Annotated in this window: 20 protein-coding genes and 1 tRNA gene; 8 read left to right on the top strand and 13 right to left on the bottom strand. The window is 58.5% G+C overall.

The window, feature by feature from the left end:
* Positions 1 to 201: 201 nt before the first annotated feature.
* Complete coding sequence (locus FG381_RS10300) at positions 202 to 1,737, top strand: SLC13 family permease (RefSeq protein ID WP_139688708.1); 1,536 nt, start codon at positions 202 to 204, stop codon at positions 1,735 to 1,737.
* A gap of 89 nt (positions 1,738 to 1,826) precedes the next feature.
* Here the strand turns inward: FG381_RS10300 and FG381_RS10295 are convergent, their stop codons facing one another.
* The 8 genes from FG381_RS10295 to rpsU all read right to left on the bottom strand — a co-directional run bounded on the left by FG381_RS10295 (position 1,827) and on the right by rpsU (position 13,699).
* Positions 1,827 to 2,321 (bottom strand): YbaK/EbsC family protein, encoded by a 495-nt coding sequence (locus tag FG381_RS10295; protein ID WP_139688707.1) that lies wholly within the window; start codon positions 2,319 to 2,321, stop codon positions 1,827 to 1,829.
* A 182-nt stretch (positions 2,322 to 2,503) separates the two neighbouring features.
* Complete coding sequence (locus FG381_RS10290) at positions 2,504 to 3,922, bottom strand: DEAD/DEAH box helicase (RefSeq protein WP_139688706.1); 1,419 nt, start codon at positions 3,920 to 3,922, stop codon at positions 2,504 to 2,506.
* Positions 3,923 to 4,057: 135 nt separating this feature from the next.
* Positions 4,058 to 4,134, bottom strand: a tRNA-Ile gene (locus FG381_RS10285).
* 147 nt (positions 4,135 to 4,281) lie between these two features.
* Complete coding sequence (locus FG381_RS10280) at positions 4,282 to 6,591, bottom strand: sigma-70 family RNA polymerase sigma factor (RefSeq protein WP_226960313.1); 2,310 nt, start codon at positions 6,589 to 6,591, stop codon at positions 4,282 to 4,284.
* Between the two features lie 484 nt (positions 6,592 to 7,075).
* Complete coding sequence (rpoD, locus tag FG381_RS10275) at positions 7,076 to 9,766, bottom strand: RNA polymerase sigma factor RpoD (protein ID WP_139688705.1); 2,691 nt, start codon at positions 9,764 to 9,766, stop codon at positions 7,076 to 7,078.
* A 416-nt stretch (positions 9,767 to 10,182) separates the two neighbouring features.
* Positions 10,183 to 12,726: a DNA primase gene (dnaG, locus tag FG381_RS10270; protein WP_139688704.1), complete on the bottom strand. Its 2,544-nt coding sequence runs from the start codon at positions 12,724 to 12,726 to the stop codon at positions 10,183 to 10,185.
* A gap of 240 nt (positions 12,727 to 12,966) precedes the next feature.
* Complete coding sequence (locus FG381_RS10265; RefSeq protein WP_174857866.1) at positions 12,967 to 13,419, bottom strand: GatB/YqeY domain-containing protein; 453 nt, start codon at positions 13,417 to 13,419, stop codon at positions 12,967 to 12,969.
* 67 nt (positions 13,420 to 13,486) lie between these two features.
* Positions 13,487 to 13,699: a 30S ribosomal protein S21 gene (gene rpsU, locus FG381_RS10260; RefSeq protein ID WP_139688702.1), complete on the bottom strand. Its 213-nt coding sequence runs from the start codon at positions 13,697 to 13,699 to the stop codon at positions 13,487 to 13,489.
* A 230-nt stretch (positions 13,700 to 13,929) separates the two neighbouring features.
* Between rpsU and tsaD the strand changes: the two genes are divergently transcribed.
* Both tsaD and FG381_RS10250 read left to right on the top strand, forming a co-directional pair.
* Complete coding sequence (gene tsaD / locus FG381_RS10255) at positions 13,930 to 14,994, top strand: tRNA (adenosine(37)-N6)-threonylcarbamoyltransferase complex transferase subunit TsaD (protein ID WP_139688701.1); 1,065 nt, start codon at positions 13,930 to 13,932, stop codon at positions 14,992 to 14,994.
* 326 nt (positions 14,995 to 15,320) lie between these two features.
* Positions 15,321 to 16,673: an MFS transporter gene (locus FG381_RS10250; protein ID WP_139688700.1), complete on the top strand. Its 1,353-nt coding sequence runs from the start codon at positions 15,321 to 15,323 to the stop codon at positions 16,671 to 16,673.
* Between the two features lie 481 nt (positions 16,674 to 17,154).
* Here the strand turns inward: FG381_RS10250 and rpmG are convergent, their stop codons facing one another.
* Both rpmG and rpmB read right to left on the bottom strand, forming a co-directional pair.
* On the bottom strand, positions 17,155 to 17,322 hold the full coding sequence (rpmG, locus tag FG381_RS10245; protein WP_139688699.1) for a 50S ribosomal protein L33: 168 nt from the start codon (positions 17,320 to 17,322) through the stop codon (positions 17,155 to 17,157).
* A gap of 15 nt (positions 17,323 to 17,337) precedes the next feature.
* Positions 17,338 to 17,571 (bottom strand): 50S ribosomal protein L28, encoded by a 234-nt coding sequence (rpmB, locus tag FG381_RS10240; RefSeq protein ID WP_139688698.1) that lies wholly within the window; start codon positions 17,569 to 17,571, stop codon positions 17,338 to 17,340.
* A 296-nt stretch (positions 17,572 to 17,867) separates the two neighbouring features.
* Between rpmB and ispH the strand changes: the two genes are divergently transcribed.
* A complete protein-coding gene (gene ispH, locus FG381_RS10235) occupies positions 17,868 to 18,836 on the top strand; it encodes a 4-hydroxy-3-methylbut-2-enyl diphosphate reductase (RefSeq protein WP_139688697.1) in 969 nt (322 codons plus the stop codon).
* Between the two features lie 137 nt (positions 18,837 to 18,973).
* On the top strand, positions 18,974 to 19,465 hold the full coding sequence (ybaK, locus tag FG381_RS10230) for a Cys-tRNA(Pro) deacylase (RefSeq protein ID WP_139688696.1): 492 nt from the start codon (positions 18,974 to 18,976) through the stop codon (positions 19,463 to 19,465).
* A 127-nt stretch (positions 19,466 to 19,592) separates the two neighbouring features.
* Here the strand turns inward: ybaK and FG381_RS10225 are convergent, their stop codons facing one another.
* Both FG381_RS10225 and FG381_RS10220 read right to left on the bottom strand, forming a co-directional pair.
* Positions 19,593 to 21,119 carry an SLC13 family permease gene (locus FG381_RS10225; protein WP_139688695.1) on the bottom strand — a complete coding sequence of 509 codons (1,527 nt, stop codon included), beginning with the start codon at positions 21,117 to 21,119 and terminating at the stop codon, positions 19,593 to 19,595.
* A 101-nt stretch (positions 21,120 to 21,220) separates the two neighbouring features.
* Positions 21,221 to 22,123, bottom strand: coding sequence for a LysR family transcriptional regulator (locus tag FG381_RS10220; RefSeq protein ID WP_139688694.1), 903 nt, complete (start codon positions 22,121 to 22,123; stop codon positions 21,221 to 21,223).
* 129 nt (positions 22,124 to 22,252) lie between these two features.
* On the opposite strand from FG381_RS10220, the gene FG381_RS10215 reads away from it, so the two are divergent.
* The 3 genes from FG381_RS10215 (at position 22,253) to FG381_RS10205 (ending at position 25,163) form a co-directional block, all read left to right on the top strand.
* A complete protein-coding gene (locus FG381_RS10215) occupies positions 22,253 to 23,854 on the top strand; it encodes a Na/Pi cotransporter family protein (protein WP_139688693.1) in 1,602 nt (533 codons plus the stop codon).
* A gap of 185 nt (positions 23,855 to 24,039) precedes the next feature.
* Positions 24,040 to 24,510: a CYTH domain-containing protein gene (locus FG381_RS10210; RefSeq protein ID WP_139688692.1), complete on the top strand. Its 471-nt coding sequence runs from the start codon at positions 24,040 to 24,042 to the stop codon at positions 24,508 to 24,510.
* Between the two features lie 8 nt (positions 24,511 to 24,518).
* Entirely contained in the window at positions 24,519 to 25,163 is a 645-nt protein-coding gene (locus FG381_RS10205; protein ID WP_139688691.1) for a hypothetical protein, read from the top strand.
* Positions 25,164 to 25,244: 81 nt separating this feature from the next.
* Here the strand turns inward: FG381_RS10205 and FG381_RS10200 are convergent, their stop codons facing one another.
* On the bottom strand, positions 25,245 to 26,723 hold the full coding sequence (locus FG381_RS10200; RefSeq protein ID WP_139688690.1) for an RsmB/NOP family class I SAM-dependent RNA methyltransferase: 1,479 nt from the start codon (positions 26,721 to 26,723) through the stop codon (positions 25,245 to 25,247).
* Between the last annotated feature and the right edge of the window lie 71 nt (positions 26,724 to 26,794).

Genomic DNA, 26,794 nt, shown 5'->3' with positions numbered 1-26,794 from the left:
TTACTCCACACGACTTAACTCGGTCGGATATTCAATAAAATCAAATAATTAAATCAATAATACCCTCATTTACCCGCCATCGCCTCCTATTTCACCCCAACTCGTCCCAATTCATTCGAAGCAGAACTTTCCTCCAGCGTATATCCTGATGTCATCGTAAAGGATTTTTCCTCCCTTTGACTTTTATCAAGGAGCGACACCATGCCACTCCAAACCTCATCGGTCTCGGTTGATGCGGTCTCGAATTCGACCAAGATCTGGGCGTTTATCCTGGGGCCTGTGCTCGCCATCCTCGTCTACTTCCTGCTGCCCGACACTTTTGTCAATACGGCAGGCAAAGTGGTCGAGTTCGGCCACGCAGGCAAGGCCTGTGCGGCAGTCACGACCCTGATGGCCATCTGGTGGTTCAGCGAAGCGCTGCCGATTGCCGTCACGGCGATGCTGCCGATCCTGCTTTATCCGCTTCTGGATATTGCAACCCCGGTCAACACCATGCGCCACTATGCCTCGGGAACGATCTTCCTCTTTCTCGGCGGCTTCCTGATCGCAGCAGCGATTCATCGCTGGCACCTCGACCGACGCATCGCACTCGTGACGATTTCTCTCTTCGGCACCAAGCCGAAGCAGATGATTTTCGGTCTCATGATCTCCACGGCCTTCCTTTCGGCCTGGGTTTCCAATTCTGCAACGGCGGCCATGATGGTGCCGATCGCGGTGGCTGTGATGGGCGTCATCCGCTCCACCCAGACGAGCCCGGAAATCACGAAGGACGAACGAAATTTCGCCGTCTGCGTGCTTCTCTCCATTGCCTATGCAGCCTCAATCGGCGGCATGGCGACGCTCGTGGGTTCGCCCCCGAACGGCATCTTTGCGCGCTTTGTTGAAGACACCTATCACGTCCAGGTTTCCTTCCTCGGCTGGATGAAGGTTGCGCTTCCGGTGACGCTCCTCCTTCTTCCTGCAACCTACATCCTCCTCACGCGCTTCCTCTTCCCTGTCAACATGGAAGGCATCCCCGGCGGGCGGGAATGGATCAAGGGCGAATTGAGAAAGCTCGGGCCCCTCTCGCGCGGTGAAAAGATCGTTCTTGCGATCTTCGTCCTCGCGGCAGTCCTCTGGATGTTCGGTCCTGTTCTGCGCGGCCTCGAAATCAATGGCGCAAGACCCCTGAAGCCCCTTTCCGATGAACTCATCGCCATGGGCGCAGGCATTCTCCTCTTCATGATTCCGGTTGACGCCAAGCGCGGCATCCACGCGCTTGACTGGAACAGCGCCAAGGATGTTGTTGCCTGGGACGTGCTTCTCCTCTTCGGCGGCGGCCTCTCGATGGCGGCGGCGATTCAGTCGACGGGCGTGGCCGCTCTCATCGGCGCCCAGGCGTCGATCTTCCAGGGCGTGAGCGACCTGGCCTTCATGACGGGCATCTCCACCGTGATCACCTTTGTCTCTGAAGTCACGTCGAATACGGCCCTTGCCGCAACGATGATGCCTGTGGTGGCTGCGGCTTCCGAAAGCCTCCACATCAATCCTGAAGCGCCGCTCTTCGCGATGGTCATCGCCTGCTCGTGCGCCTTCATGATGCCGGTGGGCACGCCCCCGAACGCGATCGTCTTCGGCACGGGGCGCTTGAAGATCGCCGACATGGTGAAGGCCGGCATCTGGCTCAACATCATCGCGGTCATCATCGGCGTCGCCTGCAGCTACTTCCTTGGCCGCGGACTGATCCCGATGGGTTGATGAAAGCCATTTCACCCTGACAGAAAAAAAGACCGGCGGGAGCAATCCTGCCGGTCTTTTTTCGTAGCGGCTCTGCTGATGCCGGAGCGTTAATCAATCTCTACCGTTTTCCAGTCGGCATGTCCCGTTGCCGGAAGCCAGACCTCGAGAATGTCCTTCATCGCGAGCTTGATGCTCGCCGCGTTGGAGCACGGATGCGCGTCGACGAGAGGCACCTCGAGGAGCGCCTTGTCGACCAGCACCTCGACCTGATGCTTTTCGTCAAAAAGAAGGCCCAGGCACGTAACGGCGCCCGGATACGTCCGGAGGCACTCTGCGAGCTTCTCCGGGCTTCCGAAGGATATGTGTCCGCAGCCCAATTGCTTCGCGAGCGCTTTGGAAGAGAAGCTCTTCTCCGACGGCATCATGAGGAGGTAGAAGCGCTTTTTCGCAGTGAGAAAGAGGTTCTTCATGCAGAAGGACCCGTACTCGCACGCGAGCACCCGGCCTTCTTCGACCGTCATGATGGGCGCATGATCGTGCCGCTCATAGGGAATGCCGAGTTCGCGGAGCTTCCCTTCTATGATTTCATCAGGCTTTTGCATCGCTCAGACTCTCCTCGCGGAAAAAATCCGGAGAGACTCCGCATTAAGGAAATGCCTCTCCACTTCGTTTTTTACTCGCTTCAGCGCGCTCAAACTGCGCGGATTATTCTCCCAGCGCATAGAGCAAAAATCCCCGGAACAATAAGTCTTTCCAGGGATTTTTGAACGATTGCGGCTTTTCGTCAATGACCGCTGCCGCCAAGGAGTGCAGCGACCGGACGACGCTTTTCACGGCGCTCGAGGTAGAGGGGCTCGTCCGCCTTCTTTGCGGTGCCGGGATTGCGTTCGATGTAGGGCATGTCGAAAATCGGATCGCGGTGGCGCTGAGCGGGCGGCACGTAGGCGCGGGCGCGCTCGCGCGCAATACGCTCGTCTTCGGGCGTATCGACGCGTTCGACGTAGCCCTGATCGCGGCGGCGCGACATCGCATTTCTGCGGTTTCTCGGCATCGGGGAGACGGCAATGGGCTTGAAGGTCTGCTTCGTGAGGGCTTCGATCGCTTCAACGAGACGCTTGTCTTCAGGCGTGGCGAGCATCGTGGCGACGCCCTTCGAACCCGCACGGCCCGTGCGGCCGATGCGGTGCACGTAGTCCTCAGCGCTGTAGGGAACGTCGTAATTGATGACGAAGGGAAGCTCCTTGATGTCGAGCCCGCGTGCCGCAACGTCCGTCGCGACGAGCACATGGATCGCACCCGTGCGGAAGCCTTCGAGCGCCACCTGGCGCTCTTCCTGCGTCTTGTCGCCGTGAATGGCGTCGGCATTGATTCCGACGCGCTCGAGCGTGCGGGCGAGACGCCGGCAGGTGATCTTCGCGTTCACGAAGACGAGAACCTGCGTGAGGGGCCCGCCCTCCGGACCGCGCGTCTTCAGCATGTCGATGAGGACATCCGTTTTTTCGCGGTCAGAAACCGTGAAGAGTTCCTGCGTGACGGTTTCCGCAGTTGAATTCTCCCTCGCCACCTCAATCACGCAAGGATTGGGCTTCAGGAAATTCTTCGCGAGCTTCTTGATTTCGGGCGAGAAGGTGGCCGAAAAAAGAAGGCTCTGACGATTGGCCGGAAGAAGCTTCAGAATGCGCGAGATGTCCGGCAGGAACCCCATATCAAGCATGCGGTCCGCTTCGTCGAGCACGACGATTTCAACCTGGGAGAGGTTGACGGCCTTCTGTTCGACATGATCAAGGAGTCGCCCCGGCGTCGCCGTGAGGATTTCGACGCCTCTTCTCAGCATCTCCGACTGGGGACGAATATCGACGCCTCCATAAACGACGCCCGCGCGCAGCGGCGTGTCTTTCGAATAGGCAACGAGGTTTTCCGACACCTGGTCGGCCAACTCGCGCGTCGGCGCAAGCACAAGCGCACGCACCGGATGGCGCGCAGGCGACATCGAGGTGTTGGCCTTCGGGAGAATTCTCTGAATCAGCGGAAGGCCGAAGCCGGCGGTCTTCCCGGTGCCGGTCTGCGCCGCCCCCATCACGTCGCCGCCCATCAGAACAACAGGAATAGCCTGCTCCTGAATCGGCGTGGGCGTCGCGTAGCCCATGCTTTTAATGGCGGAAAGAATGCGGGGATCAAGACCGAACTGTTCGAAGGAAGACATCCGAAAATTCAAGAGGGGGAGAAGAAGGCGAGGGAAAAATCAACCGCCTGGAGCAGCTGATCCGACCCTTGTTTGAGGGGCTAATGCGCACGCTCGCCCGGGGACTGGAGAGAGGCTTCACCCGAAAGGAAGATCTGGTAGGCCCGCTGGGACTTGAACCCAGGATAGCCGGATTATGAGTCCGGTGCCTTAACCAACTTGGCTACAGGCCCGCCATGCATTCATGAAAGAGGACGATTCTACCCGAGAATCAGGACGGGAGGAAACTCCCTCAGCCAAGTTCGCTCGAGTAAAAACGCCCTGAGGCAGGTTCTCCATGCTTCAGGGCGCTTCAATGTCAGGGAATCAAATCCTAGGCATCAGTTCGAGAGATAGTCGCGCAGACGTTCCGTAAAGTCCGGCGTACGGAGCTTTCTGATGGCAGCCGACTCGATCTGGCGCACGCGCTCGCGCGTGAGGCCGAGCGTGCGGCCCACCTCTTCGAGCGTATGGTCCTGATTCGTGCCGATGCCGTAGCGAAGGCGCAGCACCTGAGCTTCGCGCGGGGTGAGTTCATTGAGGGACTTCTGAATGCACTCCACCATCGACTGATCCTGGAAGGCAATGCCCGGATCGTCATGCTCGTCGCCCTTCACGAAGTCGAGCTTCGTTGCGTCTTCCTCGTCGCCGATCGGCGCATCGATCGATTCCACGCCGCGCATTGCCTGCGTGAGCAGAAGCACCTTCTGAAGCGGCAGGTCGGCGAGCTCCGCGAGCTCCTGCTCGGTCGGCTGACGGCCGTGCTGCTGCAGGAACTTCTGCTTCTGGCGGCGCAGCTTGTTGTAGGACTCGGTCATATGCACCGGAATGCGGATTGTGTTGCCGAAATCCGCAACCGCACGGGTCACGGACTGGCGAACCCACCAGGTGGCATAGGTCGAGAACTTGTAGCCGCGGCGGTATTCGAACTTGTCGACCGCCTTCATGAGCCCGAGGTTGCCCTCCTGAATCAGATCGGTCATGGCCAGGCCGCGGTTGACGTAGCCCTTGGCAATCGAAATGACGAGGCGCAGGTTCGCCTCGATCATCTTCGCCTTCGCCTGCATGAGGTTCGTCTGGGCGAGCTTCATGGCGCGGCCGAGCTCGCGCTGTTCAGAGAGCTTCAGGAGCCCGTTCTTTTCAGCGCGGATGAGCACGTCCTGCTCTTCCTTCAGAATCGCGATCGAATGCGCAACGCCCTTCGACCAGGGCTTGTCGAGCGCAGCAATGCGGTCGAAGCAGGCCGGGTTCGTCACTTCGTCGCTCTTCAGAAGATCAACGGCATCCTTCTGCGGCATGCGGCACTGATTGACGAGCGTGAGGCGCATCTTCTTCAGAGTGTCGTTCACTTCGTCCATGTGCGTGCCGATGTGGTCCGTGATCTGCGTCACGAGCTTCACGGAGAAGCGGATGGGCGAAAGCGCATCCGACATGTCCTTAAGCGCATGACGGTAGGCGCGGACATGCGCCGGGTCGCCGTAGTTTGCGCGCACGCGCTCGAGCGCCGCGCGTGCGGCGTCAAAGAGCGAAAGCACGCGCTCGCGCATTTCGGAGAGCTGATCAACCGTCATGGCTGCAGCGCCGATGTCGGTTGCGATCTCGTCGCCGTTCGCGGAGTCCGCCGTCTCGCTCGCCTTCTGCGCGGCATCGTTGAAGCCGTCCACCACCGTGTCGACCGCAGTATTTTCGTCGCGAAGCACTTCGCCCAAGCGCAGGATTTCCTCAACTGCGCTCGGATACTGAACAATCGTGGAAACAAGACGAATCGTGAACTGCTCGATCGACTTCGCAACTTCGATTTCGCCCGCACGGGTGAGAAGCTTATGCGAACCCACGCCGCGCAGATACGCGCGCAGCGGATCCTTCGAAAGACCGGCCGATTCTTCGGGCGTGAGCATCACGGCGGCATCATCTTCGTCGATGTCGTCTCCCGTGTCGCCGCCCATGCCGTTGATGAGGATGTCGTCCTCATCGGGCGGGGTCTCAAACACCTGAATGCCGAGGCGGCCCAGCTGCTCGGTCACTTCCTGGAGGTTTTCCGACGTGCGCAGCGCGCTCTCGGGGAGATAGTCGTTGATGTCGACGAGCGTCACCCAGCCGCGCGTGCGGCCGAGGCGCACCAGTTCGCCGTAGCCGTTCTTGGGCTGAGCGCCGGGCTCGCGGGATCCGTCGCCGTCCGCCGCGTCTTCGGGCACCTTGCCTTCCTGCCAGGCGTCAACTTCAGCGGCATCCTCGTCCGTGTCGTCAACGACAATATCGTCGGCTTCCGCGAGATCATCCGGATTGATCGCTTCAACGTCATCGGAAAAATCGCTGTCGTCCGATTCCTCTTCCTGAGCTGCAGCGGCCTTCTTCGCGGTCTTCGTCTTCTTCGGCTTATCCGCCTTGTCTTTTTTGGCCTTCTTCGCCTTGGCGGGCTTTTCAGCGTCATCCGCCGCTTCAGCCTCAGCCTTCTTCTTGCGCTTCGCAGGCTTTTCCTTCTCGGAGTCGGCAGCCTTTTCGGCATCCGCCTTCTTCGTTCTCCGAGCCTTGGCGGGCTTCAGAGCCTTCGCTTCCTCAGCCTTCTCAGCCGAATCCGCAGCCTTGGCCGGCGTCTCGATCACGGCTTCATCCGCGTTGTCCGCAGTCGTCTTCTTTGTCGTCTTGCCCATAGTGCTCTTCCTCGGCACGATTGTTCTCACTTGGCGAGAACAGCCGCGCTTCGGGCGAAATCCTGTCAATAGCGTTCGCGGTTGCCGGATTGCCCGAGGGATTCATCGAAGACGAAAAAAGCCCGCGGCCGCATGGCGCGCATGCAGCCGCAGAGCTTTATTCATGCAAACTGTCCCCCTGAACTGAAGACCTCAGGCCTCCGGCTCGTCCTTCGCCGCGCTTCACTCTGATCAGCAGCTGCTGACCGGAAAAGCCTCCCGCAGAACTTCGGCCTCCTCGCGCACATCTCAAGCGGATCTACATTCCGCGCCATGGATCCCCGCAGCAGCGCTTCGGCTGCCGGGCGGATTCGTTATTCCTTCGTGCGTTCAGGCGGAACCGTCGTTCCCGGACATGCTTTTCTCTAAAGAGGTCGGGCCGCGGCAAAAGGGTGCACAGAATAACCCGCACCCTTCAGTTTTTCAACTTTTTTTCCGGACTTTCTCAGTCCTTTCCCTCGCCCTCAACGAAGCTCTTCAACTTGTCGGCACGGCTCGGGTGACGAAGCTTGCGAAGCGCCTTCGTTTCGATCTGGCGGATGCGCTCGCGCGTCACGTCGAACTGCTTGCCGACCTCCTCGAGCGTATGGTCGGACTGCATTTCAATGCCGAAGCGCATGCGAAGCACCTTGGCTTCACGCGGCGAGAGACTGTCGAGCACCTGACGGACCGTTTCCGAGAGGCTCGAATTCTGCACCGCCTCCGCAGGCGCCACCGTCTGCGTATCCTCGAGGAAGTCGCCGAGATGCGAATCGTCGTCGTCGCCGATCGGCGTTTCCATCGAAATCGGCTCCTTCGCGATCTTCATGATCTTGAGGATCTTGTCCTCAGGCATTTCCATCAATTCCGAAAGCCGGCGGCTGTCGGGCTCAACGCCGGTTTCCTGAAGTTCCTGACGCGTGATGCGGTTCATGCGGTTGATGGTTTCGATCATGTGCACCGGAATGCGGATCGTGCGGGCCTGGTCGGCAATGCTTCGCGTGATCGCCTGGCGAATCCACCAGGTCGCATAGGTCGAGAACTTGTAGCCGCGGCGGTATTCGAACTTGTCGACCGCCTTCATGAGGCCGACGTTGCCTTCCTGAATGAGGTCGAGGAACTGGAGCCCGCGGTTCGTGTACTTCTTCGCGATGGAGATCACGAGGCGGAGATTGGCTTCCGTCATCTCGCGCTTGGCGTTTCTCGCCTTCGCTTCGCCCGTTGCCATCTGCTTATAGGTGTCGAGGAGCTCGTCGACCGTCATGTGCGAGGACCTTTCGAGCTCCGCGAGATGCCGCTGCTCCTCCTCGACATTGGCGCGCACGTGAAGCACGGCCTGAGCCTTCGCCGGGAAGGCCGCCGCCACGTCGTCCACCCAGCCGATGCGGGTGGCGTTCGGGATGAAGTTGGACAGGAACCAATCGCGCGGAATGCCGATCTTGCGCACGTATTCGTCGTAGACGGCGCGCTCGCTCGCGCGCACGTCTCCAATCGTGCGGCGCAGTGACTCGCAGAGCCGGTCGGCCGTCTTCGCCGTGAAGCGGATGCTCATGAGCTCCTGCTGGATCGAATCCTTGAGGGGCTCGAGTTCAGGCGTCTTCGGACCCTTGTCGTCGAAGGCGCGCACGAGTGCATGGAAGTGTTCGCTCACTTTGTCGAAGATCTGGAGGCTCTTTTCCTTCAATTCCTCGAGCTGCCCCACGGTCATGGCCGAGGCGCCCATATCGGTCTCGTCCTCGTGGCTTCCGAGCACGTTCTTCTGGTCATCGGGCGAAACAATGCCGTCGACGATCTCATCAATCGCGGCCGCTCCCGACCGGATGCGTTCGGCGCTCTCGAGAATTTCGCGCACGGTCACCGGACAGCGCGCAATGGCGAGCACCATGTGCTTCAAGCCGTCCTCAATGCGCTTGCTGATCTCGATTTCGCCCTGGCGCGAAAGCAGCTCCACCGATCCCATCTCGCGCATGTAGATGCGCACCGGATCGGTCGTGCGGCCGAATTCGCTCTCAACGGTGGAGAGCGCTGCTTCAGCCTCGGCTTCCGCATCCTCGTCGCTCACCGCTTCGCCCGCGCCCTGAATGAGAAGCTGCTCCTCATCCGGAGCGACTTCATGCACGGCAATATTAAGGTTCCCGAGAATGCTCACGATCGTTTCGATCGCGTCTTCGTCGAGAAGCGTATTGGGGATGTTGTCGTTGATTTCGCTGTAGGTGACGTAGCCGCGCTCTTTGCCGAGGGTAATCAGCTTCAGAAGCCGCGAGCGGCGGTCTTCCTTCGACTCCTCCTGAGCGCCGTAGCCGTGCTGCATGGCTTCAAGAAGCGCCTTGTCGCGTTGAGCGCGCGACTTTCTCGTCCGGCGAACCTTCTTCGGGGCGCCTTCGTCAGCCGCCTCCGTCTCAGGTTCGGGCTCGGCACCGTCTCCCGCATCACCGCCATCGTCGTCGGGCTCGATATCCTCCACATCCGCAACGTCTTCAATGTCCGGAATGTCTTCGTAGTCGCCGCTTCCGTCATCGTCGTCAATCAGATCAACGATGCCGCCGTCGTCGGCAAATTCGTCCGCATCATCGGACTTTTTGGCCTTTTTCGACGTTTTTTTCTTGGAAGCCGCCTTTTTCGGCGTCTTCGCCGCCTTCGGCGTTTTCGGCGTCTTGGCAGTCTTCCTCGCCTTGGAAGTCTTGGCGGGCTTTTCTTCAGCCTCGGCTTCGCCTTCACCGGCCTTTTCGGTCGTTTTTTCAGCGGCCTCTTCGGCCGGAGCTTCTTCAACGACCTTCTTCACGCGCGGCTTGCGGACTTTTTTCGCCGGCGCGTCAGCTTCCTGGGGCTGAGAGGCATCCTCCGCCTTCGCCGTCTTTTTGCGGGAGGTTGTCTTTTTTTCCTGAGCGGGAACGTCTTCGACTTTTTCCTCCGCGACCGCCTCAGACCGGACTTCAGCCGGCTCCATTTCCTCAGCCGGTGCCTTCTTCTTGGCGGACTTTCTCAGACGGGCAGGAGCGCGGGGCTTTTCCGCTTCAACAGATTCAATGGAAAGCGTAAGGCCCGAAGTCTCGAGCTGCGCCGGCGCCTTTGTTTTCTTCTTGCCGTGCTTCTTCGAGCTCGTTTCGATCGTTACTTCCGCAACGACATCCTTCTTTGCCTTTTTAGCCACCGCCATGTACCTCTCCTAAGGCCCTTCGCGGCAGAAGAGATTCCCCCTGCCGCAGAAGTGTGACAGGCCGCCCGTCTGAAGCCTCCTTCAAAGAGGGACGGTCTGTAGTGCGCAGCCGTCTCCGGGAAAAGCCAGTCCTTTCCCGAAGCCGGAGGATCCCGATCTGTTCATACAGAATGCTGTCCTGACACGAGGCGCAAAGCGGAAGGGGTCTCGCAAAGAGAATATTCTTTTTACTCTACGTCCCGAAAGCAATGCACCCCCAAAAAAATCAGGGGGATCGTTCTAAATTTTGCCACATGAACGGATATTTAACCCGACAATTCGTGAAAACCCCACGGAAAATCAAGATCTCGCAAACGATTATTTGTAACGAGATGTAAGCAAACTTGATTTCTGCATGTCGGAATAAAAAATGCGGATCAGACGCCCGTCCGTCCGAGCATGTCGGGATCGGCGTCGGGCACGTCGCCGGGGAGATTCTCCTGAGCCTCCTCAAGGAGTCCTGAAAACTCCTCGTCCGCCATGCCGTCGCCGAAGCCTTCCGGCATTTCCGGCGGCATCGCTTCATTCGCATCAACGGCAAAGGCGCCGGAATCCTCCGGAAAATCCTGATCCGGATCTTCAAGCTTCATGCCGGCACGCTTTTCGGCCTGCTCGCGCAAAGCCCTGGCAATGGCATCGCGGCGCGAGCGCGGCGAATCGGCCGCGGCCTCAGCGTGAACCGGTTGCGAAGAAACAGCCGCCCTCGCCTGCGTCGCGGGTGCCGCCGCAGGAGGCGTTCCGAAAGGCGACATCTGCGGCGTCTCAACCGCGGGCGGTGCGCCGAAGGGGGATGCGCCGGACGATATCGAAGGCGCCGGGGGCTTTCCAAAGGGCGAGGGCGGCGCCCCGAACGGGGACGCTGAGGGCGCCGGAGTCTCTACCGCCGGCTCCGCAGCCGGGATTTTTTTCGCTTCCGCTTTGCCCACGCGCATTTTCCCGAAGAGGAGCTCCTGAATGGCGCGCACCTTGGGATTGTCGGAAAGGGTTGTTGCCCCCTCTCCTAATTCATTTTTGGCAAAGTCGCGCGTGCGGGATACGTCCTCCTGCTCGCGCCGATAAATGCGCTCGTCTTCGACAGCCTTCGCAATAAGCTTCATGAGCTCGGTGCGGCGGCACTTGAGCCGCCTCAGCTCCTCAATGGCGGCGCCGGAACTGCCGAGCACGAGTTCGCGCGCCTTGACGCGTTCGAGCTCAAGCTCAAGGAACGCGCGGCGAAGCTCAAGGCGAGCGCCTTCCTCAGGCGTATCGAGCGTGAGTTCGCCCGCAAGAAGCGACTCATAGCGCGCGGCATCCGGGGATTCAGAAAGCCGCATCAGAAGCGCAGCAGGAGACATCGGCTCCCCGTCTTCCTCGCCCGCCGCTGCACGCCAGACTTCCACGATCCTGTTGGCCGCGGGGCTCGGGCTCATCACGAATTCGTCTTCAATCTGCGCGCTGAATTCACCCAAAAGCTGCGGATAGGCGAGAAAGCACTGCAGCATCCGGTCCCGCACATCCTGGACGCCGATTCTCGGCTCCGGCGCCGGACGACGCCTCCAGTCAAAGCGCGCGCCCCAGCTGCCGAAACGTCCTGTGTACGGGCCGCCTGCACGCGGAGCGGCTTCGAAGGAAGGGCGCTCCACCGTCTTTCTTTCCGTCGCCACGCCCCATTCTCTTTCGAGGTCCTCAAGCTGCAGGCGGGCGAGCGCCGCTATCTCCTTCATGAGGGATAGCTTCAGCACCGGAGCGCTCTTCATGGAAAGAATGAGGGGCTTCGCCTGCTTCACGAGCTTCGCGCGCTCTTCAGCGTAAATCAGCTCCTTTCCTTCAACCAGAATGCTTTTCAGAAATACCGTGAGAGGAAGCGACTTCTCCATCTCGCGCTCATAGGCTTCAGGCCCCTCGGCCTTGATGAGGCTGTCCGGATCATGTTCCGGCGGGAGAAGCACGAAGTGCGCCGACTGATCGTCGCCGATGACGGGAAGCGCGGCATCGAGCGCGCGCTTTGCCGCCTTTCTGCCGGCGCTGTCGCCGTCAAAGGAAAAGTAGACGGAATCGGAGAGCTTGAAGAGCTTCTTGACATGCTCAGGCGTGATCGAGGTGCCCAAAGCCGCCACGGCTTCGCGGAACCCTGCCTGCGAAAGCTGGATCACGTCCATGTAGCCTTCGCAGACGATGGCGCGCCCTTTTTCGACGATCGCAGCTCGGCCTTCATAAAGCCCGTAGAGTTCGCTTCCCTTATGGTAGATGGGAGTCTCGGGGCTGTTGAGGTATTTGGGCTGCTCATCACCCTTCATCGTGCGGGCGCCGAAGCCGATGACCGTTCCCTTCGGAGAACGGATCGGGAACATGATGCGGTCGCGGAAGGCGTCGTAGCGTCGTCCGTTCTTCTCGAGCACGAGTCCGGTGGTAAGGAGTTCCTGCGCTTTGTAGCGGTCTCCTGGGAAAACGGCTTCAAGTCCGTGCCATCCGTCCGGCGAATAGCCGAGGCCGAAGCGCTCTGCCGTTTCACCCGAAATTTCGCGGGCCTTCAGGTAGTCGATCGCCTTCGTCGAATTCCTGAGGCAGGACGTGTAGTAGTCCGCCGCCTCCTTCATGAAGTCGGAGAGCGCGCGGGCTTTCTTCCTCGCTTCCTGTCTGCCGGGCGTGCGGTCCTCGGGGACTTCCATCCCGTAGATTTCCGCAAGACGCCTCACGGCATCCGGAAAATCGAGGCGCTCAATATCCATCAGGAACCCGATGGCATTGCCCGCCTTGCCGCAGCCGAAGCACTTGAAGATCTGCTTCGAGGGGCTGACCGAAAAGGACGGCGTCTTTTCCTTGTGGAAGGGACAGCACGCCATGAAGTTGCGTCCGCCCTTCTTGAGGGTCACGTAGCGGCCCACCACGTCGACGATGTCGGCGCGGTCAAGGAGACTCGTAATGAAGCCCTCAGGAATCATGGAACACGCAGAAAAAAGAGAAGTCTGACCCGGCAGAAATGCCGACTCAGATTCTGAGTGAAAAATGCTTCGCGTGCAAAAAGAAAAACCCCGAAGATTGACTCCGGGGTTCTTCCTTCAGTCCGCAGCGCCCTCAATCATTCCGGAGAGCCCTGCGGCGATACGAAGCTTTCGGCCTCATCGGCATCCGGTGCTTTCAGCTTTCCGATGCCGGCGGCCTGAAGCAGAGCCGAACAGCGATTACTTCGCGGTGAGGCGGGCCTTCACCAGAGCGGAGACCTTGCCGAGATCGGCGCGGCCCGTGACCTTCGCCTTGACGGCGCCCATCACCTTGCCCATGCCGACCATGCCCGTGACGCCCGCGGCAGCAACAGCTTCATCGATGATCGCGATGACTTCGTCATCCGTGAGCTGCTTGGGGAGATACCCCGAGAGCACATCGATCTCATTCTGTTCCTTGCCGGCGAGGTCCTCACGACCGCCAGCGCGATACTGTTCGACCGAGTCGCGGCGCTGCTTGACCATCTTGGTGATGATTTCCATCACCTGATCGTCCGTCGCATCGATCTTTTCATCGATTTCCCGCTGCTTGATCGCAGCGAGAAGGAGACGAATCGTGCTCAGACGGTCGGCATCATGCGAACGCATAGCGGCCTTCATATCTTCGCGGATTCTGTCTTTAATCATCACCATCCTTCGAGCGATATCAGATTTTTTCTGAAAGCCTTTCCGGACCATCCGGAAGGCCAAAGAGAAGCAATTAGTAGAGCTTCTTCGGGAGCATCATGCTGCGCAGACGCTTGTAGTGGCGCTTGACGGCAGCCGCCTTCTTGCGCTTACGTTCAGCGGTGGGCTTTTCGTAGAATTCACGCGCACGGAGCTCGGTCAGAAGACCGGACTTCTCGATGGTGCGCTTGAAGCGGCGCATGGCGACTTCGAAGGGTTCGTTCTCTTTAACGCGAATAGTAGGCATTCGACACCTGGTTGTGATGACCCGGAAATGTATGAAGAAACTCGAGCCCGCGTCTGGTTCCGGGGCAAGATGCGGCTGAGTACGAAGCGCGAATTTTCTCATAAAGCGCATAGATACTTCAACGCCCGAAGGCTATTTTTTTCGCATTTTTTGAGCGTCTCGTCCCGGGTCTCTCTTTTTGCCGATCCGAAGAGGCACGCCCGATGCTCTCCTTTAGAATGACGCCCACTATGCTAGTTCTTGGTATTGAATCATCCTGCGACGAAACCGGCGCCGCCCTTATTTCCGATACGGAAGGGCTCTTGGCCGACGCGCTCCACACTCAGATCGACATGCACCGCGCCTACGGCGGCGTGGTGCCCGAGCTTGCAAGCCGCGATCATATCCGGCGCGTTGTTGCGCTCACCGATGAAGTGCTTGAAAAAGCGGGAAAGACCCGCAGGGACATCACGGCCATTGCCGTAACGGAAGGCCCGGGTCTTGCGGGCGCCCTTCTGGCCGGAAACGCCGTGGCGCACGCCATGGGCTTTGCGCTCGGGATTCCCGTAGTGGGCGTTCACCACCTCGAAGGGCACCTTCTCGCAGCGCGGCTTGCGAAGCCCGCTCCCGAATTTCCCTTCCTCGCGCTGCTGGTTTCGGGCGGCCACACGCAGATCCTCCGGGTTGAATCCTTTGGATCCTATGAGCTCCTGGGAGAAACGCTCGACGACGCCGCGGGCGAAGCCTTCGACAAGACGGCGCAGCTTCTCGGCCTCCCCTATCCGGGCGGCCCCGCCGTATCCGCGCTTGCCGACAAGGGAACGCCGGGCGCAATCGAACTCGCTCGCCCGATGATTCATGCGCCCAACCTCATGATGAGCTTTTCGGGCCTCAAGACTTCGGTCCTCACGGCGGTAACAAACGCTCTCGATCCGAAGGATGAGGCCTTCCGGGCCAATCTTGCACGGGGCTTCGTCGACGCTCTGGTCGACGTCCTTGCCGCGAAGCTCGTGCGCGCGATCAAGATGACGCGCCTCAACCATGTCGTCGTGGCGGGCGGCGTCTCCGCCAACCGGCAGCTTCGCGAACGGCTTACACAGGAAGTCGAACGCCGCCGCGGGAAGATCTATTTCCCGCCAATGCGCCTCTGCACGGACAACGGCGCCATGATTGCCGCCGCCGGCATCGCGCGTCTGGAATCCATGACGGCGGCAGAACGCGAAGCGCTCGTCGACAAGCTCGCCTTCGGCGTACGCCCCCGCTGGCCGCTCGAGAGCCTCCCCAAAGCTCAGGTGCCTGAAGCGCTTACCGTCTGAGGCCGCGCTCCGCTATCTCACTCCTGCTTCAAAACGCCCGGCGTTCCTCACGGAATCCGGGCGTTTTTCACTGCGTGCTTTTTCGTCAGAAAACAGGCGCGAACCAGAACTAAGCGCTTTTGCTCAATCTTGTTGAGAAACGGCACAAATGTTGTGCGGGCATACCTCTAAACGATTAGTAATCTCGTTTACCTTAGGGGTTTGGAGTACTCCATAGACTGACGGGATGATTAGGATGCTTTCCGTGAAAGGGCAGTTTCTCCTTTCACATCTCTTTGGTAAACGAAGAGATAGATTCGAAAATCCAACATCCTTTACATAAAAAAATGGAAACGCAGCAGCAAACTTCTTCAGCGTCTCTCTCCCGGGAGGAAGTAAAGACGCTCGGACTATCGTCCCTCGGGGGCATCCTCGAGTTTTACGACTTCATCATCGTCTTCTTCTTTGCGAAGATTATTTCCCAGCATTTCTTCCCCGCAGGAATCGGTGAATTCTGGGCGCTCCTCAACACCTACGGCACCTTTGCCGCCGGCTACCTTGCCCGTCCGCTCGGCGGCGTCGTCATGGCGCACTTCGGCGACAAGTTCGGCCGCAAGAACATGTTCATGCTTTCAATCGCCCTGATGGTCATTCCGACCTTCTCTCTGGCGGTGATTCCTACCTATGAAACGATTGGTTATGCTGCGCCGATCTTCCTCATACTCGTTCGAATCTGCCAGGGCATCGCGATTGGCGGTGAGCTTCCCGGCGCCTGGGTCTTCATTCAGGAACATGCTCCGCAGGGCCACAAGAACAAGTTCATCGGCATTCTGACGGCCTGCGTGACGGGCGGCATTCTCTTGGGCGCCATCGTCGCCCTCGTGATGAACACGATCTACACGCAGGCGGAACTCTCCGACTGGGCATGGCGCGTTCCCTTCGTGCTCGGCGGCATCTTCGGCCTGATCTCGATCTACCTGCGCCGCTTCCTTCAGGAAACGCCGGTCTTCAAGAAGATGCGCGAGAGCAAGGCGCTTGCCAAGTTCCCGCTCGCCGAAGTGCTCCGCACCTCTCGTTTCGGGGTCTACCTCTCCTTCGTGATCACCTGGGTTCTCACGGGCTGCATCGTCATCTTCATTCTGATGATGCCTGGCTTCACGGGCGGCCTGCTCAAGTTCACGCCGGTTGAGACCACCTACCTGCAGATGGCCGGCATTGTCTCGATCGTCGCCTCCTGCGTGCTCTCCGGCATTCTGGCCGACCACCTGAGCCCGGCGCGTCTGTGCACTTGGTACGCGATCGGCTTCGCCGCCTCCGCGCTCCTCTTCTGCCACAACCTCTATACGGCTGAGCCCAACACCGCGTTCGTCGCCTTCTGGTACGTTGCGACCTGCTTCTTTGCCGGTCTCTACAACTTCTGCCCGATCTTCATGTCGGACGTCTTCCCGGCCCGCATCCGCTTCTCCGGCATCTCGTTCGCCTACAACATCAGCTATGCGCTTTCCGGCGCCGTGACTCCGCAGCTCTGCTTTGCGCTTCACACCTACGGCAAGCTCCATCCTGATTCGATCGGCAGCCTCGGTCTCGGCTTCTACGTCGTCGTCCTCGGCCTCATGGCAATCGGCTGCGCCGTTGCAATGAAGCGTGTCTACGGGAACGGCAACACGAATGCCAACACCGCGCTTTCAGGTGCGCTTTGATGATTCATTAAAGCTCTGAAGCATCCTCAGTAAAAGCCGCGCTTCCATCCGCTCCGGATGGGAATGCGGCTTTTTTCATATCCGGCTGCGAAAAGCTGGAGCCGAAACAATCCTTCATCTAAAGGACGTCGAAATCTGAACGGGCTATCCCACGTTCCGAATGCGATCTGCGGGCGGCAGCGTCCTTTGACGGCCTTGAGTCAGCCAGACAGCATTGTTCTGCCGATCGACGCAGATTTCGACAGCTTCAGGGAAGAGGAGCGTCTTTCCCGGAGAACGCTGCAATGATGCGTATGCACACGCCTGCGTGCTGCCGCATGCCGGGGCCGCTTTCCGGAAGGTGGAAAGCGCGGAAAATGACGTTTCTCGATGCTCCAGATACAGCAAAGCCCGATGCGGAATCAACTGCACCGGGCTTTCTGCGGCTGTCCTGCCGCATGCCTTTCGGCATACGCGGACTGGAACAGAACTCAAGCGGGAATTACTTGAGCTTCGTTTCCTTGTAGATCACGTGCTTGCGAGCAACCGGATCGTACTTGGAGATTTCCATCTTGCCAGACTGAGTCTTGCGGTTCTTGGTCGTGGTATAGAAATGACCCGTGCCAGCCGTGGACTCGAGCTTGATCTTATCGCGAGCGCTTTTCGCCATGGTGAAACTCCTTAATTAGATTTCGCCGCGGGCGCGAAGATCCGCGAGAACAGCATCAATGCCGACCTTATCGACCGTACGCAGGCCCGCATTCGTCAGACGAAGACGAACCCAGCGGTTTTCGCTCTCAACCCAGAAACGGCGATACTGCAGATTCGGCATGAAGCGACGCTTGGTCTTGTTATTCGCGTGCGAGACCTGATGGCCGACCATCGGCGCCTTACCGGTGACTTGACACACTCGTGCCATCTTTAACTCCAAAGAAAATACGTCTCGCAGGCGCGGAGCATCTTTTGAAGGAATGCTGTGCCGAACGAGCGCAATAAAAAGTTAAAACTAGTCACTCTCCGGATGCGTCGCCACCTGCATCAGCGCCATTTATATTGGCGCGTCGCGGCTTGGCCCCCCACAGTGTCAGTACAGGGTTCCCGGCGGCGCGGAGAATATGACAGGGAGCGAATTGTACTCGAGTCCGCGGGTGCTGTGTGCGAAAAAGCCAGTTTTTCTTTAATCTGTTGCCTCAGACTCCATTTCAGAGGCTTCTCATGCAGGTTCTTCTTGCTCAGCCGCGCGGTTTCTGCGCGGGCGTCACGCGCGCCATCGCCATTGTAGAAAGAGCGCTCGCCATTTACGGCGCTCCAATATATGTTCGTCACGAAATCGTGCATAACCGCACGGTCGTCGAAAGCCTCCGCGCCCGGGGCGCCGTCTTCGTCGACAATCTCTCCGACGTGCCGGAGGGCGCGACGGTCGTCTTTTCCGCCCATGGCGTTCCGAAGGCCGTTGCCCGCGAGGCCGAGGAGCGCGGGCTGCGCGTCTTCGATGCGACGTGCCCGCTCGTCACCAAAGTGCATAAGGAGGTGGGGCGCATGCGCCGCGAAGGCCGCACCATCCTCATGATCGGTCACGCCGGCCACCCCGAGGTCGAAGGCACCATGGGCCAGGTTGAGGACGGCATCCGCCTGATTGAAAAGCCCGCCGACGTGGCGAAACTTCCCTATACGGACGCCGACACGCTCGCCTACGTAACGCAGACCACGATCAGCGCCGACGACAGCCGCGACGTGATTGAAGCCCTCAAGACGCGCTACCCGCACATTCATGAACCGAAGCGCCAGGACATCTGCTACGCCACGCAGAACCGCCAGGTTGCCGTGAAGAAGCTTGCCGATGCCGGCGTCGATGCGGTTCTCGTCATCGGATCTGCAACGAGCTCGAATTCCAACCGTCTGCGTGAAGTCGCCGAACGCGCCGGTGTTCGTGCCTGGCTTGTCGACTCGGCCGAGCATGTCAATCCCGAATGGCTGAAGGGCGTCAAATGCGTCGGCCTCACTGCGGGCGCCTCTGCGCCGGAAAGCCTCGTTCAGGGCGTGGTCGACTGGTTGAAGGAACATGCGGGCGCCACGGAAGTCCGCACGCTCGAGGGCGAAGAGGAAAGCGTTGCCTTCCCGCTGCCGAAAGGCCTCTGGGAAAGCGATCTCGAAGCCGCTCAAGCCGAGAAGTCGAGTAAATAAGCCCGCCGCCTCTGACGCACCACCATGGCGCATTGTCTGCTGCGGCTTCGAAACGACTAGTATTAACCCGCAAATTATTAAATCAGGGGCCGGTTCGATGCCGGCCGTCCAAAGCTTTTGAGTTGAGGTGAATGCCGATGTCAAAGTCTCAGCACCAGAGCCTTACGCCCGCGACGCAGTGGCTCAAGGAACACAAGATTCCCTTTGAAGAAAAGTCGTACGAATACGTCGAGCACGGCGGCACGGCGCTTGCCGCTTCCGCCTGCGGGCTCGACCATCACCACGTCATCAAGACGCTCGTGATGGAGGATGAGAACAAGAAGCCCCTCATCATTCTCATGCACGGCGACTGCGAGGTCTCGACCAAAAATCTCGCCCGCCAGATCGGCGTAAAGCACGTCGCTCCCTGCAAGCCGGAACAGGCGCAGCGGAATTCCGGCTACTTCGTGGGCGGCACCTCTCCCTTCGGCACGAAGAAGAAGATGCCCGTCTACGTTGAGGATACGATTCTCGAGCTCGACCACATCTTCATCAACGGCGGCCGCCGCGGTTATCAGGTCGGCATTGATCCGAAGGTTCTGACCGACGTGCTCGGCGCCAAGCCGGTGCACTGCGCGAACCCGGAATAACTCCGGCGATTCCCTTCCCGAAAACGCACAAAGGCATTCATCTGCAGACGAATGCCTTTGTTTTTTTCAGGGAGAGCCGACCATCAGATCAATGGCAGGGAGATCCAACCCGCCGGCTCTCATGGCATCAGAAGAAGCCTGGAGAGATCCCAAGCCAGATGAAGTACGTGCCGCCCGCCGCCAGAAGAAGCAGCCAGTAGAGCACGGACATGACAAACCCGTACCAGAACGATTCGCTCATCGTGTACTTATTCGTGCCGTACAGCATGGCATTGGGCTTGGCGTTGAAGGGAAGCGACCAGCAGACATTGATGCAGAGCGCTACCGGCAGACCCAGCGCCAGAACGCTGATGTTCATTGCCTGAGCAATGCCGATCACAATCGGTATGAAAATGATCGTGCGCATGTTCTTGCTCTGAAAGATAAAGTGGCTGGCGATGAAAATAGCCGTAAGCACTGCATAGAGTTCGAAGTACGACATCGAATTCATGCCGAAAGCGTCCATCAGATGCTTCGTCAGAACTTCCATCAGCTTGGTGTTCGTCAGACCGGCGCCCAGTGAATACGCACCCGCCGAGAAGATCATCAGGTGCCAGGGAATGTCAACGTCATTCCAGCTGATCAGCTTCAGCTGAGGCGCAAGCATGATTACGGCGCCCAGCATGGCAACAATGGTTGAATTGAGCCCATGCAGCTTATCCGTGGCCCAGACGATGAGCACGAGGAGAAAAATAGCCGCAGCCTTCACTTCCGAGACCTTGAGACTTCCCAGCGCCTGATAGGCCTTGATGAGCGCCTCACGCCCGCCCTGCAGCTTAGGCTCTCGATCTTCCTTCGTAAGCGGAAAAACAAAGCGGACGCCGATCATGTAAGAAATGATGCCGAAGGCCAGCACAAGAGGCACGCCCGCAGCAAACCAGTCGAAGTAGTAGATCGTCGTTCCCGCGCCCGCAAGAAGAGCAACGGCCATGAGGTTCGCGCCCGACCCGGTCATGTACATGTTGCAGGATGCATTAATCATGAGAAGGTTGTGCAGGACGAGATTCCGCGCAAAGTTGTTGGTGGTATCTGTTCCCGGCGCTCCGTAGATTGCGGAGACGACCATGAAAAGCGGCATCATCAGCGCGGCCTTGGCGGCAGTAGCGTTGATGAAAGCCGCAAGGATCAAATTGATGGCGAGGAATGTCATGAAGATCATTCCTGCGTTCCTGCCGAACCGGATGATGAGCCACAAAGCAACGCGCTTTACAAGGTCGGTTTTCACCATCGCGCTCGCCATGATGAAGGCGGACACATTCAGCCAGATTACCGGATCGCCCAAGGTTGCCATCGCAGGCTTTGCCTTGAGAATACCTGTGAGCACCAGACCGCAGATAAGGAGCATGGACGTGAGGTAGTTGGGCACCGCCTCAGAAATCCAAAGGAACAGCGCCGTAGCAAATAGTCCGAACATGATCTGCTGACGCTGATCGAGAATCGGAAACTGCACAAGATAGGCAGAAACGACGAAGATCAGAGCAGCAATAGGCAGCCCCCAAAGCCGGAAAAAACGCCCTGCAGGCGATAGCGGCCGCTTGGGAATGCGGTTGAGCGAATAGCTGTTCATGTCGAGAGGATCGTATGTTCCCCGATCGACCTGGTTGTTGGCAGTCATACGGCCTCCTTTAGAGAAAGGTCCTTTGCCTCTATTCTGAAGGCCCTGCACCCCGAAAGAATCGCATAATGTGATTCAACCCATAACGCTTGCTTATCGCTTCAGTTGTCAGCCAGCTTCTGCTTCAGAAACTCCATAAAGACTTCTGTATTTCGCGAAAAGCGACGATCCTGCCGCCACAGCATAAAGATACCGCGACGAGGCTCCCAGCCCGGGACTGAGAGCTCCACCAACCGATGATCCTCGAGTTCACGCTCCACGACCGCCCGGGAAATCACGGCAAGACCCGCTCCCTCTTCAACCGCTCGTTTGATGGCCCCTGCGTCATCCATCTCAATCGTGCTTTTCAGGCGTATGCCCAGTCCCTCCAGCTGACGACGCAGGTTCTGCGCAGAGGCCGTGCTTCGTCCCGGCAGAATGAATTGTTCGAGGGCAGCTTCCTCGGCAGACAGCACGTTCCCCTTCCTAAATTTGCCTCCCGCCGGCGCCACTATGGCAAGCCGATCAGTCCCGATCCTCTTGACGCCGACGTTCCCGGTCCGCAAATGTTCGTCGCCTTCCGCTACGACCGCGAGATCAAAGGCATTTTCTTCCACCAGGCGCCCGATGGTATGTGCCGTATGGATGGAGACCAGCAATTCGATATCCGGGAAAGTTTCCCGAAACGCCGTCAGAATTTTTGGAAGCAGGTAGACCCCAATAATCCTTGAGGCGCCAATCCGGATCGTTCCGCTGTGAAGCTGACTCAGATCTTCAAGCTCTCCCTCGAGGGACCTGATGCGATCCGTAATGTCAAGCGCGGCACGCAGCACCAGCCGGCCGGCGTCTGTGAGCACCACTTTTCGTCCTGTCCGCTCAAAAAGCTTCACGCCGAGCTCTGCCTCCAGTGCGGCGATGTGCCCGCTCACGGCAGGCTGGGAGAGACAAAGTTCATACGAGGCCTGCGTGAAATTCATGACGCGCGCCGTCGTAATGAAAGTCCGCAGATGAATAAGTGAAAGCATGGCGTCGCTCAGCAGAAAAGAGATCCATCAATAAGCATTCATTATGGATGAATGCTCAGTATCTAATGTGTTCTCTTCCCATCCGCTCATACAATTGAACCATGCATTAATTCTGGGAAAGGAGCCTCTATGCCTGCGCTTTTGCTTCAGATCGCCGGCGCCGTAGCGCTCCTTGTCTGGGGCACCTACATGGTGAAGACCGGAATTCTCCGAACCTTCGGGGAATCTCTCCGGGTCTGTCTCGCGAAATACCTTAAAAACCGCTTTCTGGGATTTTTTGCGGGCTTCTCTCTTGCGGCCGTTCTTCAGAGTTCGACCGCGTCCGCCTTGCTGGTTGCCGGACTTCAGGCCGGAGGCCTGGTCACCACAGCCATTGCGCTCGCCGCCGTCCTGGGTGCCGATGTAGGCAGCGCCTTTATGGTACGCGTCCTGACGCTGGATCTTTCTTCGGCAGTGCCTGTTCTTATTCTTGCAGGCACTTTCCTATTTTTGAGGCGCACAAACGAACGCTCCGGCCAATTCGGCCGCATTCTGCTAGGCCTTGCCTTCATTTTGATGGCGCTCCGCATGATCATGGAGGGCACTCTTCCGCTTCGTGAAAGTGAAGAACTGACTGCCGCCACTCAATGGTTTGATGCCTCGACCCCTCTGAGCATTTTGCTGGGAATCCTGCTGGCTCTTGCATTCTTCTCCAGCCTTGCTGTCGTCGCCACCACTGCAGCGTTTCATGCAGCGGGGATTCTCTCCATGGAAGCCGGACTCTGGGTGGTGCTGGGGGCAAATCTCGGCAGTGCACTCCTTGCCATTCTTACCACCTCCGGAAGCTCTCGTACGGCGAGAAAAGCTCCCTTAGGGAACGGTCTCTTTCGAACGATCGGCTTTGTCCTGGGCGCCGTAACTTTAGGTCTGGTGCCTCCGGTCAAATCCTATTTTTCAATGCTCCCGGACGGCATAGTGCTTTTTCACCTGGCCTACAACGCCGTCGTCTGTCTCTTCGGACTCTTATTCGTCGGTCCGGCGGCAAAGCTCATTGACTCGCTTTTCCCTTCCAAACCCGTTCCATCTGATGGGGAAGTTGAACTTCTGGCCGAAGAAAATCTCCTCTCGGTGAAAACCTCTCTCAGACTGGCGAAAAAAGAAATCGCCAAAACGGCCGAAATCCTGGAACGATACTGGGAAGATCTGCGAAGGATGCTTTCCATCAATCCTCCTGCAGGGGAACTTCTTCTGATGGAAAGCCGCAGAAAGCTTCTTGAACGGCGCTGCCGGGCAGTATCCGTCTACCTCGCCGCGGTTGTCCGGCTCGGCCTCACCGCGGAAGAGTCCCGCAGTTGGGATCGGGTCTCAACCCTGAGCGATTCGCTCGGATTTGCAGTCAGCGTTTGCGGCCAGATCTTTAAAACCGTACGCAAAAACAAATGGAGGGACAGCCGCTTTTTCTCTTCTCCCGGACTTACAGAACTTCTTGCAACGCACGATGAAGTAGCCAACATGCTCAGGGAGCTTGAGGAGCTCATTTCTCAGAATGGGAATAAGGAAGTCCTGGTCCACATGCTGGCAAAGGAAGAGCAGGCATTAAGCGGAAAGGATTTCGAGCTGGTCGTCAGGCACATGGATCGCGTTTCATCCGGCGTCTCTGAATCGGTTGAAACCAGTGCACTGCATGTTGAGCTTCTGGCCCTCTATCGACGAGTTGCTGCAATCCTGATGAATGCCGCACGCTCTGCCTGAAGCCTGTACGGCGTTTGTATTGAAAGTCTTCCATCAGGATTGCTGATAGATCCGATTTTGAATTGCCATTCCAAGAGCCTCATGCTGCCTCAGAATGAAGATAAAAGATCTTTGAAGAAGATTTCATTTCTCTCCCGGAGATCCCGGATCTCTAAAAAAGTTCTGTTTGCATTAGGAGCATGAGCATGGCAAAGGAAATCGAAAGGAAATATCTCGTTAAGGGCGATGCCTGGCGCAAATTGGCTCAAGGCGTGCACTACCGTCAGGGATATCTCAACAGTGCCAAGGAACGAACCGTGCGCATCCGCACGGTGGGCGAGAAAGCGGTAATCACCGTCAAGGGCCCCACGATCGGCGTTACACGCATGGAATTTGAGTATTCGATTCCTTTCAGCGATTGCGTGACGATGCTTGAGAAGCTTGCGGAACAGCCCATCATCGAGAAAACCCGCTACAAAATTCCCATGGGCAGCTTTACCTGGGAAATCGATGAATTTTTTGGCGTCAATGCCGGCCTCATCGTGGCTGAAATTGAATTGCCAAGCGAAGACACGCCTTTTGAAAAGCCCGACTGGATTGGTGAGGAAGTATCCGGGGATCCGAGGTACTTCAATTCCAACCTGGTTGCTCATCCCTTCAGTACGTGGGGAAAGTGAGGCTCATCATGACGGATACGTTTTCCAAAAATCAGGCAACCACTGCCGCTGAAGCTGCCAGGATTATTCCCCGTGCAGAGTTCCGCGTCTTCGGCAAAGAAGTCATTGAGAGCGTCAAAACGCATATGTGGCAATGCAAGGCGCAGCTTTTCAAGGCGCGCGTCATGCCGCCCGAAACCTACGTCCTCTCTCGCCATACGGATAAAGCCAACGTCAAGGTGCGCGATGGCCTTCTCGACATCAAAACCAAAACGGGGGAAACTCCCGAAGGATTTGAAATTTTCCAGCCGAGGGGAAAATTTCAGTTCCCCGTCAAGCGCGACGAATTGCTGGCCATCTTTGCTGCGCTCCAGGCAGATCTTCCTGAGACCGGTGATTCCTGCACGTTTGAGGAATTTAAGAATATTGTCCGAGCCAACCCGGATCTGGCCTTGGTTTCAGTAGAAAAAAAACGCTTCGGATTCTCCGTCAACGGCATTATTTGCGAATACGCCGAAGTCTGGTTCAATGGCGCCCGGGTGGAAACTGCCTGCTGCGAAAGCGAAAACTACGATTCAATGGCTGCGGTTGTCGAAACGCTCGGGCTTAAAGGGATGGAAAACACCAACTATCTTCGCGCCGCGAAGAAAGTCATCGGCTGGATTGGAAATTAGCGCAAAGACCTATTAAAAAGGCCCGGACAGAACTTCCGGGCCTTCTTGTCTTTTCAGAGCGGCGCCTTTCAGCGCTGCGCCTTATTCATCACGCTCAAGCACGGCAGCGAAGAAACCGTCCGTGTTGTTCACGTGCGGCAGAAGCTGCATGTAGCCTTCAAAACGCTCGAGCTGGCCGGAACCGAAGTGAATCCCCTGCTGCTCGAAGACTTCCTTCACGGGAACGAGACGCCAGCCGGGATTGACGGCGAGGAAGGCTTCCACCACGTCCTGGTTTTCGCGCTTCAGAAGCGAGCAGGTCGCATAGACGAGGCGCCCGCCCTTCTTCACGAGCTTCGCAGCGCTTGCGAGCACGCTCTTCTGAATGGCGTTGATGCGCTCGAGCTCCTCGGGCGACAAACGCCACTTGAGGTCGGGGTTGCGCCTCAGCGTACCGGTGCCCGTGCAGGGCGCATCGACGAGAACGCGGTCGAACTTGCCGTTCAGCCTCCTCACGCGCTGGTCCTGTTCGCTCCTGATCGCGATCGGATGAACGTTCGTGAGACCGGCGCGGCGCATGCGGGGAGCGAGACCCGCGAGGCGCTTTTCATTCACGTCAAAGGCGTAGAGGCTCCCCGTCGAGCGCATGAGAGCGCCCAACGCAAGGGTCTTTCCGCCCGCGCCTGCGCAGAAGTCGCAGACCATCTCGCGGCGGCGGGGCGTGAGAAGGCGCGCGATGAGCTGCGAGCCCTCGTCCTGCACGTCAACGAGGCCGTCCTTGTAAATCGGCCAGCGGGTGAGGCCGGGCTTCGTCGGAAGACGAACGCCGTCGGGCGAAAGCGGCGTCGGAAGCGCTTCAACTCCGTTCTTTTCGAGTTCGGCGAGCACTTCCTCGCGCGTCGCCTTGAGGAGATTCACGCGAAGGTCAAGGGGAGCGCCTTCCGTCATCGCGCGGTAGAGGTCCTGCGAATCCGGATACTGCGCCTCAATCAGATCAAACATCCACTGCGGAAGCTCGGCGCGCACGTGCGCGGGCGCCTTGGAGGCATCAAAAGCGAGGACATTCTTCAGGGGGCCTTCCTCGGATCCGATGGCGGCGGGCGAAATCGCTTCGATGCCGTGCTGGCGCGCGAGAACGGCAAGGGCCGCGAGCTTCGGAGCACGATCCGGATGGACCGGGCGCATGGCGGCCCGCAGCGTGCCGTAGCGGCGAAGCGCATCGTAGATGCCTTCGGCGATGATGCCGCGGTCGCGCATGCCGAGCTGAGGATTGCTCTTGAAGAAGAGCTTCATGAGCACGTCGGCAGGGCCGTCAAACTTAAGGATCACCTTGAGCGCGCGGGCGAGCTCGTCAACGATCAGGGTCGTCACGCGGACGCGGCCGGGCGCGCGGGGCGCCATGCGGTGTTCCGGCGTCTTCGGTCCGGCTTTTTTCACGACCCCTTCGCGGGCGCGTTCCTCGCGGCGGCGCTTATCGGCGGCAATCTGGCGTTCCGTGCGGCGGCGGCCCGGTTCGGCGCGCTCCGTACGGCGGGGCTTCTGCATTTCAAAGGCACGGCGCCGGGGATGATTTTCAGGCATGTTCTGTCTCGGTCAAACGAACGGCTTCAGAGAAGCTTATTCAAAGCGCTTTCCTGAACGTTCTCAAAAAA

Source organism: Sutterella faecalis (assembly GCF_006337085.1).
Lineage (GTDB): Bacteria > Pseudomonadota > Gammaproteobacteria > Burkholderiales > Burkholderiaceae_F > Sutterella > Sutterella faecalis.
Note: the sequence above shows the minus strand (reverse complement) of the source record. Positions and strands in the feature narration are given on the sequence as shown.

Excerpts from the sequence above, each read along its gene's own strand:
- FG381_RS10300 (WP_139688708.1), top strand. The coding sequence starts at position 202 with ATGCCACTCCAAACCTCATCGGTCTCGGTTGATGCGGTCTCGAATTCG.
- FG381_RS10295 (WP_139688707.1), bottom strand. The coding sequence starts at position 2,321 with ATGCAAAAGCCTGATGAAATCATAGAAGGGAAGCTCCGCGAACTCGGC.
- FG381_RS10290 (WP_139688706.1), bottom strand. The coding sequence starts at position 3,922 with ATGTCTTCCTTCGAACAGTTCGGTCTTGATCCCCGCATTCTTTCCGCC.
- FG381_RS10280 (WP_226960313.1), bottom strand. The coding sequence starts at position 6,591 with ATGGGCAAGACGACAAAGAAGACGACTGCGGACAACGCGGATGAAGCC.
- rpoD (WP_139688705.1), bottom strand. The coding sequence starts at position 9,766 with ATGGCGGTGGCTAAAAAGGCAAAGAAGGATGTCGTTGCGGAAGTAACG.
- dnaG (WP_139688704.1), bottom strand. The coding sequence starts at position 12,726 with ATGATTCCTGAGGGCTTCATTACGAGTCTCCTTGACCGCGCCGACATC.
- FG381_RS10265 (WP_174857866.1), bottom strand. The coding sequence starts at position 13,419 with ATGGTGATGATTAAAGACAGAATCCGCGAAGATATGAAGGCCGCTATG.
- rpsU (WP_139688702.1), bottom strand. The coding sequence starts at position 13,699 with ATGCCTACTATTCGCGTTAAAGAGAACGAACCCTTCGAAGTCGCCATG.
- tsaD (WP_139688701.1), top strand. The coding sequence starts at position 13,930 with ATGCTAGTTCTTGGTATTGAATCATCCTGCGACGAAACCGGCGCCGCC.
- FG381_RS10250 (WP_139688700.1), top strand. The coding sequence starts at position 15,321 with ATGGAAACGCAGCAGCAAACTTCTTCAGCGTCTCTCTCCCGGGAGGAA.
- rpmG (WP_139688699.1), bottom strand. The coding sequence starts at position 17,322 with ATGGCGAAAAGCGCTCGCGATAAGATCAAGCTCGAGTCCACGGCTGGC.
- rpmB (WP_139688698.1), bottom strand. The coding sequence starts at position 17,571 with ATGGCACGAGTGTGTCAAGTCACCGGTAAGGCGCCGATGGTCGGCCAT.
- ispH (WP_139688697.1), top strand. The coding sequence starts at position 17,868 with ATGCAGGTTCTTCTTGCTCAGCCGCGCGGTTTCTGCGCGGGCGTCACG.
- ybaK (WP_139688696.1), top strand. The coding sequence starts at position 18,974 with ATGTCAAAGTCTCAGCACCAGAGCCTTACGCCCGCGACGCAGTGGCTC.
- FG381_RS10225 (WP_139688695.1), bottom strand. The coding sequence starts at position 21,119 with ATGACTGCCAACAACCAGGTCGATCGGGGAACATACGATCCTCTCGAC.
- FG381_RS10220 (WP_139688694.1), bottom strand. The coding sequence starts at position 22,123 with ATGCTTTCACTTATTCATCTGCGGACTTTCATTACGACGGCGCGCGTC.
- FG381_RS10215 (WP_139688693.1), top strand. The coding sequence starts at position 22,253 with ATGCCTGCGCTTTTGCTTCAGATCGCCGGCGCCGTAGCGCTCCTTGTC.
- FG381_RS10210 (WP_139688692.1), top strand. The coding sequence starts at position 24,040 with ATGGCAAAGGAAATCGAAAGGAAATATCTCGTTAAGGGCGATGCCTGG.
- FG381_RS10205 (WP_139688691.1), top strand. The coding sequence starts at position 24,519 with ATGACGGATACGTTTTCCAAAAATCAGGCAACCACTGCCGCTGAAGCT.
- FG381_RS10200 (WP_139688690.1), bottom strand. The coding sequence starts at position 26,723 with ATGCCTGAAAATCATCCCCGGCGCCGTGCCTTTGAAATGCAGAAGCCC.